Origin of the sequence: Streptomyces netropsis (assembly GCF_014203545.1) — a bacterium.
GTDB lineage: Bacteria > Actinomycetota > Actinomycetes > Streptomycetales > Streptomycetaceae > Streptomyces > Streptomyces netropsis.
In genome coordinates, this window is sequence record NZ_JACHJG010000001.1 from 1,096,351 (window position 1) to 1,112,625 (window position 16,275).

16 protein-coding genes and 2 rRNA genes are annotated in these 16,275 nt (G+C 67.6%); 13 read left to right on the forward strand and 5 right to left on the reverse strand.

From position 1 onward, the window contains the following. Positions 1-62: 62 nt before the first annotated feature. Positions 63-764: a nitroreductase family protein gene (locus tag FHS38_RS04945; protein WP_184730950.1), complete on the reverse strand. Its 702-nt coding sequence runs from the start codon at positions 762-764 to the stop codon at positions 63-65. A 259-nt stretch (positions 765-1,023) separates the two neighbouring features. Here FHS38_RS04945 and FHS38_RS04950 point away from each other — a divergent pair, with 259 nt between their 5' ends. The 4 genes from FHS38_RS04950 (at position 1,024) to FHS38_RS04965 (ending at position 3,659) form a co-directional block, all read left to right on the forward strand. Beyond that, entirely contained in the window at positions 1,024-2,184 is a 1,161-nt protein-coding gene (locus tag FHS38_RS04950) for a GAF domain-containing sensor histidine kinase (protein ID WP_184730952.1), read from the forward strand. Beyond that, positions 2,177-2,824, forward strand: a complete 648-nt coding sequence (locus FHS38_RS04955; RefSeq protein WP_184730954.1) for a response regulator — start codon at positions 2,177-2,179, stop codon at positions 2,822-2,824. The genes FHS38_RS04950 and FHS38_RS04955 overlap by 8 nt, the downstream gene beginning before the upstream one ends. A 160-nt stretch (positions 2,825-2,984) precedes the next feature. Then, complete coding sequence (locus FHS38_RS04960) at positions 2,985-3,212, forward strand: chaplin (RefSeq protein ID WP_184730956.1); 228 nt, start codon at positions 2,985-2,987, stop codon at positions 3,210-3,212. Positions 3,213-3,392: 180 nt separating this feature from the next. Continuing rightward, positions 3,393-3,659: a chaplin gene (locus FHS38_RS04965; protein ID WP_184730958.1), complete on the forward strand. Its 267-nt coding sequence runs from the start codon at positions 3,393-3,395 to the stop codon at positions 3,657-3,659. A gap of 82 nt (positions 3,660-3,741) precedes the next feature. Here the strand turns inward: FHS38_RS04965 and FHS38_RS04970 are convergent, their stop codons facing one another. After that, the gene (locus FHS38_RS04970; protein ID WP_184730960.1) at positions 3,742-4,542 is read right to left on the reverse strand and encodes an Rv1486c family protein; all 801 of its coding nucleotides are present in this window, start codon (positions 4,540-4,542) and stop codon (positions 3,742-3,744) included. 109 nt (positions 4,543-4,651) lie between these two features. Between FHS38_RS04970 and FHS38_RS04975 the strand changes: the two genes are divergently transcribed. The 4 genes from FHS38_RS04975 (at position 4,652) to FHS38_RS04990 (ending at position 7,933) form a co-directional block, all read left to right on the forward strand. Beyond that, positions 4,652-5,443, forward strand: a complete 792-nt coding sequence (locus tag FHS38_RS04975) for an ABC transporter ATP-binding protein (RefSeq protein ID WP_184730962.1) — start codon at positions 4,652-4,654, stop codon at positions 5,441-5,443. Positions 5,444-5,563: 120 nt separating this feature from the next. Then, the gene (locus tag FHS38_RS04980; protein WP_184730964.1) at positions 5,564-5,986 is read left to right on the forward strand and encodes an NfeD family protein; all 423 of its coding nucleotides are present in this window, start codon (positions 5,564-5,566) and stop codon (positions 5,984-5,986) included. Between the two features lie 139 nt (positions 5,987-6,125). Continuing rightward, positions 6,126-7,061, forward strand: coding sequence for an SPFH domain-containing protein (locus tag FHS38_RS04985; protein ID WP_184730966.1), 936 nt, complete (start codon positions 6,126-6,128; stop codon positions 7,059-7,061). Positions 7,062-7,165: 104 nt separating this feature from the next. Then, a complete protein-coding gene (locus FHS38_RS04990) occupies positions 7,166-7,933 on the forward strand; it encodes a sulfite exporter TauE/SafE family protein (RefSeq protein ID WP_229822884.1) in 768 nt (255 codons plus the stop codon). 54 nt (positions 7,934-7,987) lie between these two features. Here the strand turns inward: FHS38_RS04990 and FHS38_RS04995 are convergent, their stop codons facing one another. Together FHS38_RS04995 and FHS38_RS05000 are read right to left on the reverse strand one after the other, a co-directional pair. Beyond that, the gene (locus FHS38_RS04995; RefSeq protein WP_184730970.1) at positions 7,988-8,491 is read right to left on the reverse strand and encodes an HNH endonuclease; all 504 of its coding nucleotides are present in this window, start codon (positions 8,489-8,491) and stop codon (positions 7,988-7,990) included. Between the two features lie 399 nt (positions 8,492-8,890). After that, complete coding sequence (locus FHS38_RS05000; RefSeq protein WP_184730972.1) at positions 8,891-9,430, reverse strand: YbhB/YbcL family Raf kinase inhibitor-like protein; 540 nt, start codon at positions 9,428-9,430, stop codon at positions 8,891-8,893. An 84-nt stretch (positions 9,431-9,514) separates the two neighbouring features. Between FHS38_RS05000 and FHS38_RS05005 the strand changes: the two genes are divergently transcribed. After that, positions 9,515-9,985, forward strand: a complete 471-nt coding sequence (locus tag FHS38_RS05005; RefSeq protein WP_229822883.1) for a guanyl-specific ribonuclease — start codon at positions 9,515-9,517, stop codon at positions 9,983-9,985. Continuing rightward, positions 9,982-10,413 (forward strand): barstar family protein, encoded by a 432-nt coding sequence (locus tag FHS38_RS05010; RefSeq protein ID WP_184730974.1) that lies wholly within the window; start codon positions 9,982-9,984, stop codon positions 10,411-10,413. The genes FHS38_RS05005 and FHS38_RS05010 overlap by 4 nt, the downstream gene beginning before the upstream one ends. 61 nt (positions 10,414-10,474) lie before the next feature. Here the strand turns inward: FHS38_RS05010 and FHS38_RS05015 are convergent, their stop codons facing one another. Continuing rightward, positions 10,475-11,257, reverse strand: coding sequence for a sporulation protein (locus FHS38_RS05015; RefSeq protein ID WP_184730976.1), 783 nt, complete (start codon positions 11,255-11,257; stop codon positions 10,475-10,477). Positions 11,258-11,309: 52 nt separating this feature from the next. Here FHS38_RS05015 and FHS38_RS05020 point away from each other — a divergent pair, with 52 nt between their 5' ends. The 3 genes from FHS38_RS05020 to FHS38_RS05030 form a co-directional block, all read left to right on the forward strand. Further along, on the forward strand, positions 11,310-11,951 hold the full coding sequence (locus tag FHS38_RS05020) for a DNA-3-methyladenine glycosylase (protein WP_184730978.1): 642 nt from the start codon (positions 11,310-11,312) through the stop codon (positions 11,949-11,951). Positions 11,952-12,538: 587 nt separating this feature from the next. Next, a 16S ribosomal RNA gene (locus FHS38_RS05025) occupies positions 12,539-14,062 on the forward strand. A gap of 277 nt (positions 14,063-14,339) precedes the next feature. Then, a 23S ribosomal RNA gene (locus FHS38_RS05030) occupies positions 14,340-16,275 on the forward strand; the annotation flags it as partial.

Consider the following 16,275-nt stretch of genomic DNA (forward strand, 5'->3'; position numbering starts at 1 on the left):
CGGTCGCCCGGTGTGACCGTTCGCGTACGCGGATATGCCCGTTCGGGCCTCGGGAGGCGGCCTCAGATCTCGACCAGCACCTGATCGAGGCTCTTGCGGACCAGATCCGGTACCCGGCAGTCCGCCGCCGGGTACCCCACCGGGATCACCGCGAAGGCCTTCTCGTTCGCCGGGCGGCCCAGCACCTCGGACAGGAAACGCATGGGGCTCGGCGTGTGCACCAGCGCCGCCAGCCCCGACAGGTGCAGGGCGGAGAGCAGCATCCCGACCGCGATGCCGACCGACTCGTCCACGTAGTAGTGCTTGCGCTTGTCGCCGTCCTCGCCCAGCCAGTAGCGCTGCTGGAAGACCACGATCAGCGCGGGCGCGTCCGTCAGGTGCGGCTTGACCTCGTCCGTGCCCAGCGGCCGCAGCGCCGCCAGCCACTCCTCGCCCAGCCGGCCGTCGTAGGAGATCCGCTCCTCTTCCTCCGCGGCCGCCCGGATCCGCCGCCGCACCTCGGGGTCCTTCACCAGCGCGAACGTCCACGGCTGCTGGTGCGCCCCGGACGGCGCGGTGGCCGCGCACGCGATCGCGTCCCGCACCACCTGCTCGGGCACCGGGTCGGCCGAGAACTGCCGGACGGTCCGGCGCCGGTCCATCCGCTCCCGCAGTTCGGCGGCGCGGGCGAGGGACTCCTCGGCGGGCATCCGCTCGGGGCGGTAGGGCACCGGCCGGTAGGGGTCACCGTGGGTGGGGGTCCACTGCGTCGTTGGTATAGACATATCCCGAGTCTGGTCCCCGGCCGGGCGCGATGAGGGGCACATGCCGGAACTCGTGCCCCGGATACCGGTGACCCATCCCTCCGCGAGACGGCCGAGCAGTCACACCCTTCCGTCCTCTTATATAGGCGATGAATCCGTATTGTCGCTTTTGGGGTGTGGGGGAGGTGGCTCCCAAGGCACTTCGACCTAGGCCCCGAGACGTACCTCCGGCCGTCGCCGGTCCGATACGCCCCTCCCCACCCGTCGGTACGGTGAAGCCATGACCAATGGCCCACGCTCCGGCCTCACCGCCGTGAGCACCGCGCTCCTCGCCATGAGCAGGCACCTCGAGGTGCGCGACGTCCTCAAGACGATCGTCGTCTCCGCCCGCGAGCTGCTGGACGCCGAGTACGCGGCGCTCGGCGTCCCCGACGACCACGGCGGCTTCGCTCAGTTCGTCGTCGACGGCATCAGCGACGAGGAGTGGAAGGCCATCGGCCCGCTGCCGCGCCAGCACGGCATCCTCGCCGCGATGCTCCAGGAGGCCACCACCCAGCGCCTCGCCGACGTCCGCGAGGACCCCCGCTTCGAGGGCTGGCCCGACGCCCACCCCGAGATGAGCGACTTCCTCGGCATGCCCGTCGCCGACGGCGATGAGATCCTCGGTGCGCTGTTCCTGGCGAACAAGAGGACCGCGGCACAGCGGACCCCGTCCGAGCCCGGTGGCTGCGGCTTCACCGCCGAGGACGAGGAACTGCTCGGCGTGCTCGCCCAGCACGCCGCCATAGCCCTCACCAACGCCCGCCTCTACGAGCGCAGTCGCGAGCTGACCATCGCGGGGGAGCGGGCCCGTCTCGCCCACGAGCTGCACGACGCCGTCGCCCAGAAGCTCTTCTCCCTGCGGCTGACCGCCCAGGCCGCCACCGCCCTGGTGGACCGCGACCCCGCCCGCGCCAAGGGCGAGCTGCAGCAGGTCGCCCAGCTCGCCGCCGAGGCGGCCGACGAGCTGCGCGCCGCGGTGGTGGAGCTGCGCCCCGCCGGACTCGACGAGGACGGGCTGGTCGCCACCCTGCGCACCCAGGTCAAGGTCCTCGACCGGGCCCATGCCGCACACGTCACCTTCGCCTCGAACGGCGTACGGGCCCTGCCGGCCGCCCAGGAGGAGGCGATGCTGCGCGTCGCCCAGGAGGCCCTGCACAACGCCCTGCGTCACTCCGGCGCCGAGCGCGTCGAGGTCGTCGTCAGCCGCGTCGGCCCGGTGGTGGTGCTGCGGGTGACCGACGACGGGCAGGGCTTCGACCCCTCCACCGTCCGCCGGGCCGGCCGCCACCTCGGCCTCGTCTCGATGCGGGACCGGGCGAGCGGCGTCGGCGGCAGGCTGACCGTGACATCGGAGCCCGGCAAGGGCACCACGATCGACATGGAGGTGCCGGGTGTCTGACCACCGTGTGATTCGGGTGCTGCTGGTCGACGACCACCAGGTCGTGCGCAGGGGGCTGCGGACCTTCCTGGAGGTCCAGGACGACATCGAGGTGGTGGGCGAGGCGGCGGACGGCGCCGAGGGCGTCGCCCGCGCCGAGGAGCTGCGCCCCGACGTCGTCCTGATGGACGTGAAGATGCCCGGCACCGACGGCATCGAGGCGCTGCGCAAGCTCCGGGAGCTGGCCAACCCCGCCCGGGTGCTGATCGTCACCAGCTTCACCGAGCAGCGCACCGTCGTCCCGGCACTCCGGGCCGGGGCGGCCGGCTACGTCTACAAGGACGTGGACCCCGATGCCCTCGCCGGTGCGATCCGGTCCGTGCACGCCGGGCACGTGCTGTTGCAGCCCGAGGTCGCCGGGGCCCTGCTGGCCCAGGAGGAGAGCGGTGGCGGCCAGGGACGGGGCAACGGGCTGACCGAACGGGAGCGGGAGGTGCTCGCGCTGATCGCGGACGGCCGGTCCAACCGGGAGATCGCCCGTGCCCTCGTGCTGTCGGAGAAGACCGTCAAGACCCACGTGTCGAACATCCTGATGAAGCTCGATCTCTCCGATCGGACCCAGGCGGCGCTTTGGGCGGTACGCCACGGGATCGGGGACTGAGTCCGTCATAGCGGAACGTCGTCTTCTGATCAGAGATTCATACGGTCGTGTGGTCGTAGGCCCGGCCCCGCATCCAGACCGGCGGTGACCCGTTCTCCATGCGTACCGCGGCGGCTGGCCGTGGCAACGTTCCAGGAAGGTCATTAAAGAAGTGAAGAACATGAAGAAGGCCGCTGCCGTCACGATCGCCGTCGGCGGTCTCGCCCTCGCCGGGGCGGGCGCGGCCTCCGCGCACGGTGCCCAGGGCGAGGCCAAGGGCTCCCCGGGCGTCGTCTCCGGCAACGTCGTTCAGGTCCCCGTCGAGATCCCGGTGAACCTCTGCGGCAACACCGTCAGCGTGGTCGGTCTGTTCAACCCCGCCGCCGGGAACGTCTGCATCAACAAGTAATTCCGGCGCATCCTGCCCGCCCGGCTCCGTTCCGACGGAGCCGGGCTCCGGGGACGAGGGATCGTCCGAACGAGGGCAACACCGCCGATGGCCGTGCCATCGGCGGTTCGCTGACGTTCATCAGTACGCGACCCCGCGGCTGGGGTCGCCACAGAACATCAGCAAAAAGGAAGAAACCTCATGAACAGTGCCAAAAAGGCCGTCGTCGTTCTGGCCGCGGCAGGCGCCGTCGTCGGTAGCTCTGTCGGCGCCGCGTCCGCGAACGACGATCACAAGGACCGTCACGGTGCCGGTGCCCAGGCGGTCGCCAAGGGCTCGCCGGGCATCATCTCGGGCAACATCATCCAGGTGCCCATCGACGTTCCCTTGAACATCTGCGGCAACACCATCGACATCCTCCTCGGCATCCTCAACCCCACGTTCGGCAACACCTGCGTCAACGCCTGACGCACCCCGTCTCACCCCGAGCGTCGGAGAAGGCCCCGCGGACCGGTCGGTCCGCAGGGCCTTCTCGCGCGTCGGCACGGATTCAGTGCCGCTCCCGCTCCTCCACCATGGCGTTGTACGCGGCCACCTGGGCCCGCCGGGCCGTCCGCTCCACCGGCCGCAGCGCCTCGGTCCGCGCCGCGATCTCCGACGCGCTCACCGCTCCGCCGTGCTCACGGCCCTCGCGGTCGCCCGGCTCGTAGGCGATCGCGATCAGCGCGCCCACCCGCTGGGCCAGCTCCAGGACCCGCACCGCGCGCGGCGGATATCCCGGCGCGAGCACCTCGCGCCCCCGCTCGGCCCGCGCCCGGTAGGCGTCCAGGGCGGCCTGCGCCACCGGGCCCGAACCGGCCACGTCCAGCCGGGAGAGCACCTCCGTCGCGTCACGCAGCGCCTCGGCCAGCTCCCGCTCGGCCTCCCCGAGCGAGGGGACGTCCGCGGGCGGCGCATCCCGCACGGGCAGGCAGTGCCACAGCACCTCCACATGCACATCGCCCTCGGGCCCGGCCTCGTAGACCTCCGGAACGAGCCCGAGGGCGAGGCCGGAGGCGACGACCGCCTCCTCGGCCTCCAGCGCGCGGGCGTTGAACTCCGGCGGGCCGCTCAGCCCCAGCGGGTGGCCCGGCGCGGGCAGCGCGAGCCGCAGGCCCCTCGCCCCGAGCGCGCGCAGCCTGCCGAGCGCGAGCGTGAGTCCGACCGGCCCCGATTCCCCGGGCAGACCGGTGACGCGATGCACAACGTCGTCCCCGGTGATGTGGTGTGCGGCGTCATCAGGTGCGGCAAATCCGGCAATCAGGGCATTTCCCCATGCCGTGAGCCGTCCTGAGCGATGTTCATCGAGCATGGCCACCAGCCTAAGGACTGGCACCGACAGCCGGTGGCGTAGGTTTTCCTCGGGGGCTGCGCCGACAGGCGCAAGCGACGACGAGACTGTTATGGGAGACAACGCGCTCATGAGCGATGTGCTGGAACTGGTGGACGTATCCGTGGTCCGCGAGGGCCGGGCTCTGGTGGACCAGGTCTCCTGGTCGGTCAAGGAGGGTGAGCGCTGGGTGATCCTCGGCCCCAACGGCGCCGGCAAGACCACTCTCCTCAATGTCGCCTCCAGCTACCTCTTCCCGACCAAGGGCTCGGCCACGGTCCTCGGCGAGAAGCTCGGCAAGGTGGACGTCTTCGAGCTGCGCCCGCGCATCGGCATGGCGGGCATCGCCCTCGCCGACAAGCTGCCGCGCACCCAGACCGTCCTGGAGACGGTGCTGACCGCCGCGTACGGCATGACGGCCACCTGGCAGGAGGACTACGAGGACGTCGACGAGCAGCGTGCCCGCGCCTTCCTCGACGTGCTCGGCATGACGGAATTCCTGGACCGGAAGTTCGGCACCCTCTCCGAGGGCGAGCGCAAGCGCACCCTCATCGCCCGCGCGATGATGACCGACCCCGAGCTGCTGCTGCTCGACGAGCCCGCCGCGGGCCTCGACCTCGGCGGTCGCGAGGACCTCGTCCGCCGCCTCGGCCGGCTCGCCAAGGACCCGCTCGCGCCCTCGATGGTCATGGTCACCCACCACGTCGAGGAGATCCCGCCCGGCTTCACCCACGTCCTGATGATCCGTCAGGGCAAGGTGCTCGCCGCCGGCCCCGTCGAGCTGGAGCTCACCTCCCGCAACCTCTCCCACTGCTTCGGCCTCCCCCTGATCGTCGAGCGCCACGGGGACCGCTGGACCGCCCAGGGCCTGCCGCTCTCGTAACGAACGCCGCGTCCCGAGGGCGCCGCACCCCCGGCCCGCGTCCGAGGACCGGGGGAGACGCCCCGAAGGGCATTCCCCGGCGCACTGTCCCGCCGACGCCCCCGCGCCTACCATGAACGGGTGGACGCATGGGTGTGGTGGCTCGTCGCCGCCGTCGGGCTGGGTATTCCGCTGGTCGTCACCGCGATGCCCGAGTTCGGCATGCTCGCGGTCGGAGCCGTCGCCGCCGCCGTCACCTCCGCCCTCGGCGGCGGCACCGTGGCGCAGTTCGTCGTCTTCGCCGTCGTCTCCGTCGCCCTCATCGCCGTGGTGCGCCCCATCGCCGCCCGGCACAAGGCGCAGCGCCCCGAGCTGATGTCGGGAGTCGACGCCCTCAAGGGCCGGCAGGCCGTCGTGATCGAGCGGGTCGACGCCGGCGGCGGCCGCATCAAGCTCGCCGGTGAGATCTGGTCGGCCCGTTCGTACGACACCGAGCGGATTTTCGAGGCGGGGCAGCAGGTGGACGTCATCGAGATCGACGGCGCGACGGCCATCGTGATGTGAGCGATCCACGCGATGTGGGCCCAACGCCTGCACGGCGGCGGGGGGTTCTGAAAGACTTCATGGAGTCGATCAACGACTGCCCGAACCGACAGCCCGATCGACCACACCCGACATCACGACCAAGGCACGGGGAGCCACGATGGAACCGATCATCATCGTCCTGATCATCCTGGTGGTGCTCGTCTTCATCGCCCTCATGAAGACGGTGCAGGTGATCCCACAGGCCAGCGCCGCCATCGTCGAGCGCTTCGGCCGCTACACCCGCACCCTCAACGCGGGCCTGAACATCGTCGTCCCGTTCATCGACTCCATCCGCAATCGCATCGACCTCCGTGAGCAGGTCGTGCCGTTCCCCCCGCAGCCGGTGATCACCCAGGACAACCTGGTCGTCAACATCGACACCGTCATCTACTACCAGGTCACCGACGCCCGGGCCGCCACCTACGAGGTCTCCAGCTTCATCCAGGCCATCGAGCAGCTCACCGTCACCACCCTGCGCAACATCATCGGCGGCATGGACCTCGAGCGGACCCTCACCTCCCGCGAGGAGATCAACGCGGCCCTGCGCGGCGTCCTCGACGAGGCCACCGGCAAGTGGGGCATCCGCGTCAACCGCGTCGAGCTCAAGGCCATCGAGCCGCCGACCTCCATCCAGGACTCGATGGAGAAGCAGATGCGCGCCGACCGTGACAAGCGCGCCGCGATCCTCACCGCCGAAGGCATCCGCCAGTCGCAGATCCTGACCGCCGAGGGCGAGAAGCAGTCCGCGATCCTGCGCGCCGAGGGCGAGGCCAAGGCCGCCGCGCTGCGCGCCGAGGGCGAGGCCCAGGCGATCCGCACGGTCTTCGAGTCCATCCACGCGGGCGACGCCGACGAGAAGCTGCTGTCCTACCAGTACCTCCAGATGCTCCCGAAGATCGCCGAAGGCGACGCCAACAAGCTCTGGATCGTGCCCAGCGAAATCGGTGACGCCCTCAAGGGCCTCAGTGGCGCCGTCGGCAACTTCGGCCCCATGAGCCGGGGTTCGAAGGAGGCCAAGGAGCCGCCGCGCCGCGAGCAGCCGCCGATCGACTGAAGCCCTGTCCACTGTTGACGAAGATCAGTCCTGGTGCATGATCAGTGTGGCCCCTCGACCCCTTAACCGGCGGGGAGGCGACACACTGACCAAAGGAGATGGCGTTGTCCATCTGGGAAGCACTCGCGGTCTTCGCGGCCGGCATCGGCGCCGGCACCATCAACACCATCGTCGGCTCCGGCACCCTGATCACCTTTCCGGTGCTCCTCGCCACCGGACTCCCGCCCATCACGGCCAACGTCTCCAACACGCTCGGCCTCGTCACCGGCAACATCAGCGGCGCCCTGGGCTACCGCCGTGAACTGCGCGGCCAGCGCCGCCGTGTCATCCGCTTCGGCGTCACCGCCCTGATCGGCGGCCTCACCGGAGCGATCCTGCTGCTCGCACTGCCGTCGAAGGCGTTCGACGCGATCGTGCCCGCCCTCATCGCCGCCGCCCTGGTACTCGTCGTCCTCCAGCCCCGGCTCGCCAAGGCGCTCGCCCGCCGCCGCGAGCGCAACGGCACCGAAGCCGGCGGCGACGGCGGCATCGCCCTGCTCGTCGGCCTGCTGCTGTCCAGCATGTACGGCGGCTACTTCGGCGCCGCCCAAGGGGTCCTGTACCTCTCCCTCATGGGCCTGCTCCTCCAGGACGACCTCCAGCGCATCAACGGCATAAAGAACATCCTCGGCGTCGTCGTCAACGGCGTCGCCGCGCTCTTCTTCCTGTTCGTCGCCGACTTCGACTGGACGGCGGTCGTGCTCATCGCGGTGGGATCCGCCGTCGGCGGCCAGATCGGCGCGAAGGTCGGCCGCCGCCTCCCGCCGACGGCCCTGCGCGCGGTCATCGTCGCCGTGGGCATCGTCGCGATCGTCCAACTGCTGCTCGGCTGACGCACGGCGCCCGGGGACCGCCCCGACGGGACGGTCCCCGGGCCACCACCCGTGCTACGCCGGCCGGGCCAGCCACTGGGGAAGGGCCGCCCGGCCGTCCGCCCCCAGCGAGAACAACAGCGACTCGGACGGCGTCGGCTCGAAGGGCCGGGTCAGCAAGCGCATTCCCGCCTGCTCGGGCGTACGGTCCGCCTTGCGGTGGTTGTCCTCCGCGCACGCCGCGACCGTGTTCAGCCAGCTGTCCGCGCCCCCGCGCGAGCGCGGCATCACATGGTCCACCGTCGTTGCCCGCCGCCCGCAGTACGCGCACCGGTGCCGGTCGCGCACCAGCACCCCCCGCCGCGTCCACGGCGCCTGTCTTCGGAACGGCACCCGTACGTACCGGGAGAGCCTGATCACCCGAGGCACCGGCATCTCGACGGCCGACGCGCGGATCCGCAGACCGGGATGGGCCTGCTCGACGACGGCCTTGTCCTGCATCACGAGCACCACCGCCCGGCGCAGCGACACCGTCGCCAGCGGCTCGAAGCTCGCATTGAGGACCAACGTCTCCCGCATTCCGTCCACCTCCCGGCCCGTCCCCGCCCCAGCGGCAAAGATGGCTCAACTGTGCCGGGCGGGATGGCGGGAAACAACGCAATTTCCGCAGGTCGAAAGGGAGTTGACGACATGTCGGGAGGGCGGGAACAGGAGGGGGAAAGGGGGAAACGCTCCGGGCCCTTCCCCCGTACGAACACGGGCCCGGAGCGCACGGCAGCGGACGCGGGCACCCGGCGTGGGCCGGGCTCCGGCAGACGGCGGGCGCTGCCTCGCGCCCCGCCGCCCCCGCCACTGCGGTATCTGCTGCCCGACGGCGGATGAGAGCCGTCAGCCATGCACCACTGTGCGGTTCGCGGCGGCGGGGCGCAACGGAATTTCCGGACGCGGCACATGGACCGCGCCCGGACCGTACGGAACTCAGGCCGAGGCGGGAGTCTCGTACTCGCCGATCAGCTCGGCGCGCGCCAGCGCGTGGAACCGCAGATGGAAGCCCACCACGGCGGGGGTGGCGTCCTCGTCCGGCCCCAGCTTCTCCCGGTCCACCGCGTACACCGTGAACACATAGCGGTGCGGCCCGTCCCCGGGCGGCGGAGCGGCCCCGCCGAAGTCCCGCGTCCCGTAGTCGTTGCGCACGTGCACCGCACCCTCGGGCAGCCCCTTGAACCCGGCACTCCCCGCACCGGCCGGCAGCTCCGTGACGGACGCCGGGATGTCGAACAGCGACCAGTGCCAGAACCCGCTGCCGGTCGGCGCGTCCGGATCGAAGCACGTCACGGCGAAGCTCTTCGTACCCTCGGGGAAGCCCTCCCAGCGCAGCTGCGGCGAGGTGTTGCCCCCGCTGTGCACCTGGGCGTCACCGAGCGTCCCGCCATGTGCCACGTCGTCGCTCACCACCGTGAACGAGGGCACCTCCGGGTGGAAATCGTGGGGGAGCGGCCGCCTCTTCTGCTCGGACACCTCAACACCTCCTGTACGCGCGGATCAGTGAAAGTGCCCAGCCTAACGAGGCTGTGACCGGCACCGGCTGCGACCATACGGAGTGTGCTTCGACAAAACGGACGACGACACGGACGGCCGCCGGGCAGGCCCTGGCGCACACTGACCGTGCTGCTGGCCTCGCTCCCCCTGCTCCTGCTGCCGGCATGCTCATCCGGCGCCTCCAAGGCCGACAAGGCCCCGCCCGCGTCAAGGACCTCGACCGCGCCCACCGCGATTCCCGCCTGGGCGAAGGGCATGACGACCGTCACCCGGGACCGGCTGCCCGCCGAGGCCCGCCGTACCCTCGAACTCATCGACAGGGGTGGCCCCTTCCCGTACGACAAGGACGGCACCGTCTTCGGCAACTACGAGCACCGGCTGCCCAAGCAGGCCCGTGGGTACTACCACGAGTACACCGTCCCCACCCCGGGCGCCCGCACCCGAGGCGCCCGCCGCATCATCACCGGCGACCACGCCGAGCGCTTCTACACCGGCGACCACTACCAGACCTTCGAAGCGGTGGTACAACCATGACCGGCCCGCTGCCCGCACCAGGCCTCTCCGCGCTCCTCTACGGCTCCACCCCGCCGGGCGTCTACGACCTGCCCCCCACCGACACTCCCGCCCGCGTCCTGGCGCTCGCCGCCGACGCCGACTGGCGGGCTGCGCCACTGCGCCTCGACGGCGTGACCGACAAGGCGGCCTTCCTCGACCGGTGCGCGGCCGACCTCGACTTCCCCGACTGGTTCGGCCGCAACTGGGACGCCCTCGCCGACTGCCTCATGGATCTCTCCTGGTGGCGCGAGGGGAGCAAGGTCCGCGGCTCTCTGCTGATCGCGGTGGACTGGGACGCCTTCCGCAAGGCGGCCCCCGAGGCCGCCCGCACCGCGCAGGCGATCTTCGACGAAGCCGTCGACTACTGGGCCGACAGCGAGTCCCCGCTGACGGTGCTGCTCGCCTGAGACGCGCAACGGCAGGCACCGGCCGGGCGAGGGGCGCGCCGAGCGCGCGCCCCTGTGCCGATCAGAGCCAGTTGCGCTGCCCGCCGACCTCCGCGAGCCACTGATTGAGGTAGGCCGCCCAGTCGGTCTGCGCGAAGGACTGCAGATCGACGGTGAACGAGCGGTACGAGTCACTGCCCTCGGTGAAGAGCCCTGGCTTCTTGTCCATCTCCAGCACGACGTCCATCTCGCGGTCGTCCGCGACGAACGACAGCTCGACCTGGTTCAGCCCCCGGTACTGCGACGGGGCGAAGAACTCGATCTCCTGGTAGAACGGCAGCTGCTGCCGCGTCCCACGGATGTGGCCCCGCTCGAGGTCCGCGCTCTTGAACGAGAAACCCAGCCGGCCGAAGGCGTCGAGGATGGCCTGCTGGGCCGGCATCGGGTGGACGTTCACCGGATCGAGATCGCCGGAGTCCACCGCGCGGGCGATCGCCAGCTCCGTCGTCACGCCCACGTCCATCCCGGTCAGGTGCCGGCCCATGAACGTGGTGACCGGCGTCTCCCACGGGATCTCCAGCGCGAACGGCACCGAGTGCACCGCCCCGGCCTGTACCTCGAAGGCACCACCCAGCTGAAGGCGCGTGAACTGGACGTCCTGCTTGTACTCGCCGTCCCCGCCCTCCACCTCGACCCGCGCCTGGAGGCCCACGGTCAGTCCCTCGATCCGCTGCGCGACCGAGCCGCCCTGAATCCGCACCTCGCCCTGCACGACCCCGCCGGGGACGACGTTCTCCTCGAACAACACCGTCTCGACGGAAGCGCCTCCGGCACCCAGGCTCGCCAGCAGCTTCTTGAAACCCATGCTCTTCCTCCCCGGGCCCGTTCCCCGGGCCCTTCCGTTACGCTCGATCGGCATGATCGCCGCGCCTGACCGTATGCCACTCACCCGGGAGTTCTTCGACCGTCCTGTCCTGGAGGTCGCACCGGACCTCCTCGGGCGGACCCTTCTCCGCATGACACCGGACGGGCCGATCGAGATCCGCCTGACGGAGGTCGAGGCCTACGCGGGCGAGGCGGACCCCGGCTCCCACGCCTACCGCGGCCGTACCGAGCGGAACGCCTCGATGTTCGGACCGCCCGGGCACGCCTACGTCTACTTCATCTACGGGATGTGGTTCAGCCTCAACCTGGTCTGCGGTCCGGAAGGTACCGCGAGTGGTGTCCTCCTGCGTGGGGGAGAGGTGACCGAAGGCGCCGACCTCGCGCGCGCCCGCCGCCCCAAGGCGCGCAAGGACCGCGAGCTGGCCCAGGGCCCGGCCCGGCTCGCCACCGCGCTCGACATCGACCGCACCCTGAACGGCATCGACGTCTGCGCCGGCCCGGAGGGCCCGCTCTCCGTTCTCACCGGCACCCCGGTCCCCACCGCCCACATCCGCAGCGGCCCCCGCACGGGCGTCGGCGGCGACGGCGCGGCCCATCCCTGGCGCTTCTGGGCGGACGGCGATCCGACCGTCAGCCCCTACCGGGCTCATGCGCCGCGTCACAGGGGCAAGTAGGAGTAGCGTTGAGGGTGCTTGACTCTGCACCGCAGAGCGCCTAACGTGGCCCGAGCCGCTTGAGACGGGCAGCGCCGTGTGCGTGGACCGCTGGGTGGCACAACCACTACTACGAGGACGCACCCCGGATCGGGGTCCTGTTTCGCTATGCCGAAATAAGGACTGCGATCGGCTCGATTAGGAGCCACCAGGGAAATCCGCTAACGTAGTGCTCACGCCGAAAGGCGCGAAACAAACCCCCTCCGACGGGGATCGGAAACGAAATTCGAGCCGGGAACGGCACGGAAAAGGATCTGATAGAGTCGGAACACGAAATACCGAAGGGAAGCGCCCGGAGGAAAGCCCGAGAGGGTGAGTACAAAGGAAGCGTCCGTTCCTTGAGAACTCAACAGCGTGCCAAAAGTCAACGCCAGACTATAAAATACCCCGTCTCCGGTCCGTGAGGATCGGGACGCGGTTCCTTTGAAAGTCCTGCCGGTTCCTTTGGTTCTGGTAGGCAACAACACAGCGAGGACGCTGTGCACGACCGGACTTATTCCGTCTGGTTGTGCCGCTCAACGCGAGTGTCACCCGATTACGGGTAAACATTCACGGAGAGTTTGATCCTGGCTCAGGACGAACGCTGGCGGCGTGCTTAACACATGCAAGTCGAACGATGAAGCCTTTCGGGGTGGATTAGTGGCGAACGGGTGAGTAACACGTGGGCAATCTGCCCTTCACTCTGGGACAAGCCCTGGAAACGGGGTCTAATACCGGATACGACCTGCCTCCGCATGGGGGTGGGTGGAAAGCTCCGGCGGTGAAGGATGAGCCCGCGGCCTATCAGCTTGTTGGTGGGGTAATGGCCTACCAAGGCGACGACGGGTAGCCGGCCTGAGAGGGCGACCGGCCACACTGGGACTGAGACACGGCCCAGACTCCTACGGGAGGCAGCAGTGGGGAATATTGCACAATGGGCGAAAGCCTGATGCAGCGACGCCGCGTGAGGGATGACGGCCTTCGGGTTGTAAACCTCTTTCAGCAGGGAAGAAGCGAGAGTGACGGTACCTGCAGAAGAAGCGCCGGCTAACTACGTGCCAGCAGCCGCGGTAATACGTAGGGCGCAAGCGTTGTCCGGAATTATTGGGCGTAAAGAGCTCGTAGGCGGCTTGTTGCGTCGGATGTGAAAGCCCGGGGCTTAACCCCGGGTCTGCATTCGATACGGGCAGGCTAGAGTGTGGTAGGGGAGATCGGAATTCCTGGTGTAGCGGTGAAATGCGCAGATATCAGGAGGAACACCGGTGGCGAAGGCGGATCTCTGGGCCATTACTGACGCTGAGGAGCGAAAGCGTGGGGAGCGAACAGGATTAGATACCCTGGTAGTCCACGCCGTAAACGTTGGGAACTAGGTGTTGGCGACATTCCACGTCGTCGGTGCCGCAGCTAACGCATTAAGTTCCCCGCCTGGGGAGTACGGCCGCAAGGCTAAAACTCAAAGGAATTGACGGGGGCCCGCACAAGCAGCGGAGCATGTGGCTTAATTCGACGCAACGCGAAGAACCTTACCAAGGCTTGACATATACCGGAAACGGCCAGAGATGGTCGCCCCCTTGTGGTCGGTATACAGGTGGTGCATGGCTGTCGTCAGCTCGTGTCGTGAGATGTTGGGTTAAGTCCCGCAACGAGCGCAACCCTTGTTCTGTGTTGCCAGCATGCCCTTCGGGGTGATGGGGACTCACAGGAGACTGCCGGGGTCAACTCGGAGGAAGGTGGGGACGACGTCAAGTCATCATGCCCCTTATGTCTTGGGCTGCACACGTGCTACAATGGCCGGTACAATGAGCTGCGATACCGTGAGGTGGAGCGAATCTCAAAAAGCCGGTCTCAGTTCGGATTGGGGTCTGCAACTCGACCCCATGAAGTTGGAGTTGCTAGTAATCGCAGATCAGCATTGCTGCGGTGAATACGTTCCCGGGCCTTGTACACACCGCCCGTCACGTCACGAAAGTCGGTAACACCCGAAGCCGGTGGCCCAACCCTTGTGGAGGGAGCCGTCGAAGGTGGGACTGGCGATTGGGACGAAGTCGTAACAAGGTAGCCGTACCGGAAGGTGCGGCTGGATCACCTCCTTTCTAAGGAGCACATAGCCGACTGCGAGCGAATGACTCGCACGGTTGCTCATGGGTGGAACGTTGACTATTCGGCACGATCGGTTTGGGTCACTAGTACTGCTTCGGCGTGGAACGTGAATACAGGTCGGTCGGGTCGGGCACGCTGTTGGGTATCTGAGGGTACGGACTTTCGAGTCTGAACCTTCGCGATGCCGGCCCCGGTGAAGTTCTGCTTCGGTAGAGCGTGACGGGTGGCTGGTCGTTGCTTGAGAACTGCACAGTGGACGCGAGCATCTGTGGCCAAGTTTTTAAGGGCGCACGGTGGATGCCTTGGCACCAGGAACCGATGAAGGACGTGGGAGGCCACGATAGGCCCCGGGGAGCTGTCAACCGAGCTTTGATCCGGGGGTGTCCGAATGGGGAAACCCGGCAGTCGTCATGGGCTGTCACCCGCTGCTGAACACATAGGCAGTGTGGAGGGAACGCGGGGAAGTGAAACATCTCAGTACCCGCAGGAAGAGAAAACAACCGTGATTCCGGGAGTAGTGGCGAGCGAAACCGGATGAGGCCAAACCGTATGCGTGTGATACCCGGCAGGGGTTGCGCGTACGGGGTTGTGGGAGTTCTCTTGATCAGTCTGCCGGCTGGTCGGCGAGTCAGAAACCGTACAGGTAGGCGAAGGACATGCGAAAGGTCCGGCGTAGAGGGTAAGACCCCCGTAGCTGAAATCTGTACGGCTCGCTTGAGAACCACCCAAGTAGCACGGGGCCCGAGAAATCCCGTGTGAATCTGGCGGGACCACCCGTTAAGCCTAAATATTCCCTGGTGACCGATAGCGGATAGTACCGTGAGGGAATGGTGAAAAGTACCGCGGGAGCGGAGTGAAATAGTACCTGAAACCGTGTGCCTACAAGCCGTGGGAGCGTCGCGCATCAAGCTTGCTTGGTGCGTCGTGACTGCGTGCCTTTTGAAGAATGAGCCTGCGAGTTTGCGGTGTGTTGCGAGGTTAACCCGTGTGGGGAAGCCGTAGCGAAAGCGAGTCCGAATAGGGCGATTGAGTAGCGCGCCCAAGACCCGAAGCGGAGTGATCTAGCCATGGGCAGGTTGAAGCGGAGGTAAGACTTCGTGGAGGACCGAACCCACCAGGGTTGAAAACCTGGGGGATGACCTGTGGTTAGGGGTGAAAGGCCAATCAAACTCCGTGATAGCTGGTTCTCCCCGAAATGCATTTAGGTGCAGCGTCGTGTGTTTCTTGCCGGAGGTAGAGCACTGGATAGGCGATGGGCCCTACCGGGTTACTGACCTTAGCCAAACTCCGAATGCCGGTAAGTGAGAGCGCGGCAGTGAGACTGTGGGGGATAAGCTCCATGGTCGAGAGGGAAACAGCCCAGAGCATCGACTAAGGCCCCTAAGCGTACGCTAAGTGGGAAAGGATGTGGAGTCGCAGAGACAACCAGGAGGTTGGCTTAGAAGCAGCCACCCTTGAAAGAGTGCGTAATAGCTCACTGGTCAAGTGATTCCGCGCCGACAATGTAGCGGGGCTCAAGCGTACCGCCGAAGTCGTGTCATTCACACAATAGGTCCAACGACCGTGTGGATGGGTAGGGGAGCGTCGTGTGCCGGGTGAAGCAGCCGCGGAAGCGAGTTGTGGACGGTTCACGAGTGAGAATGCAGGCATGAGTAGCGATACACACGTGGGAAACGTGTGCGCCGATTGACTAAGGGTTCCTGGGTCAAGCTGATCTGCCCAGGGTAAGTCGGGACCTAAGGCGAGGCCGACAGGCGTAGTCGATGGACAACCGGTTGATATTCCGGTACCCGCTTTGAAACGCCCAATATCGAATCAGACGATGCTAAGCCCGTGAAGCCGTTCCGGACCCTTCGGGGAAAGGAAAGTGGTGGAGCCGGTGACCCGGATCTGTAGTAGGTAAGCGATGGGGTGACGCAGGAAGGTAGTCCAGCCCGGGCGGTGGTAGTCCCGGGGTAAGGGTGTAGGCCGTGTGGTAGGCAAATCCGTCACACATTAAGGCTGAGACCTGATGCCGAGCCGATTGTGGTGAAGTGGATGATCCTATGCTGTCGAGAAAAGCCTCTAGCGAGTTTCATGGCGGCCCGTACCCTAAACCGACTCAGGTGGTCAGGTAGAGAATACCGAGGCGTTCGGGTGAACTATGGTTAAGGAACTCGGCAAAATGCCCCCGTAACTTCGGGAGAAGGGGGGCCATGTCTGGTGA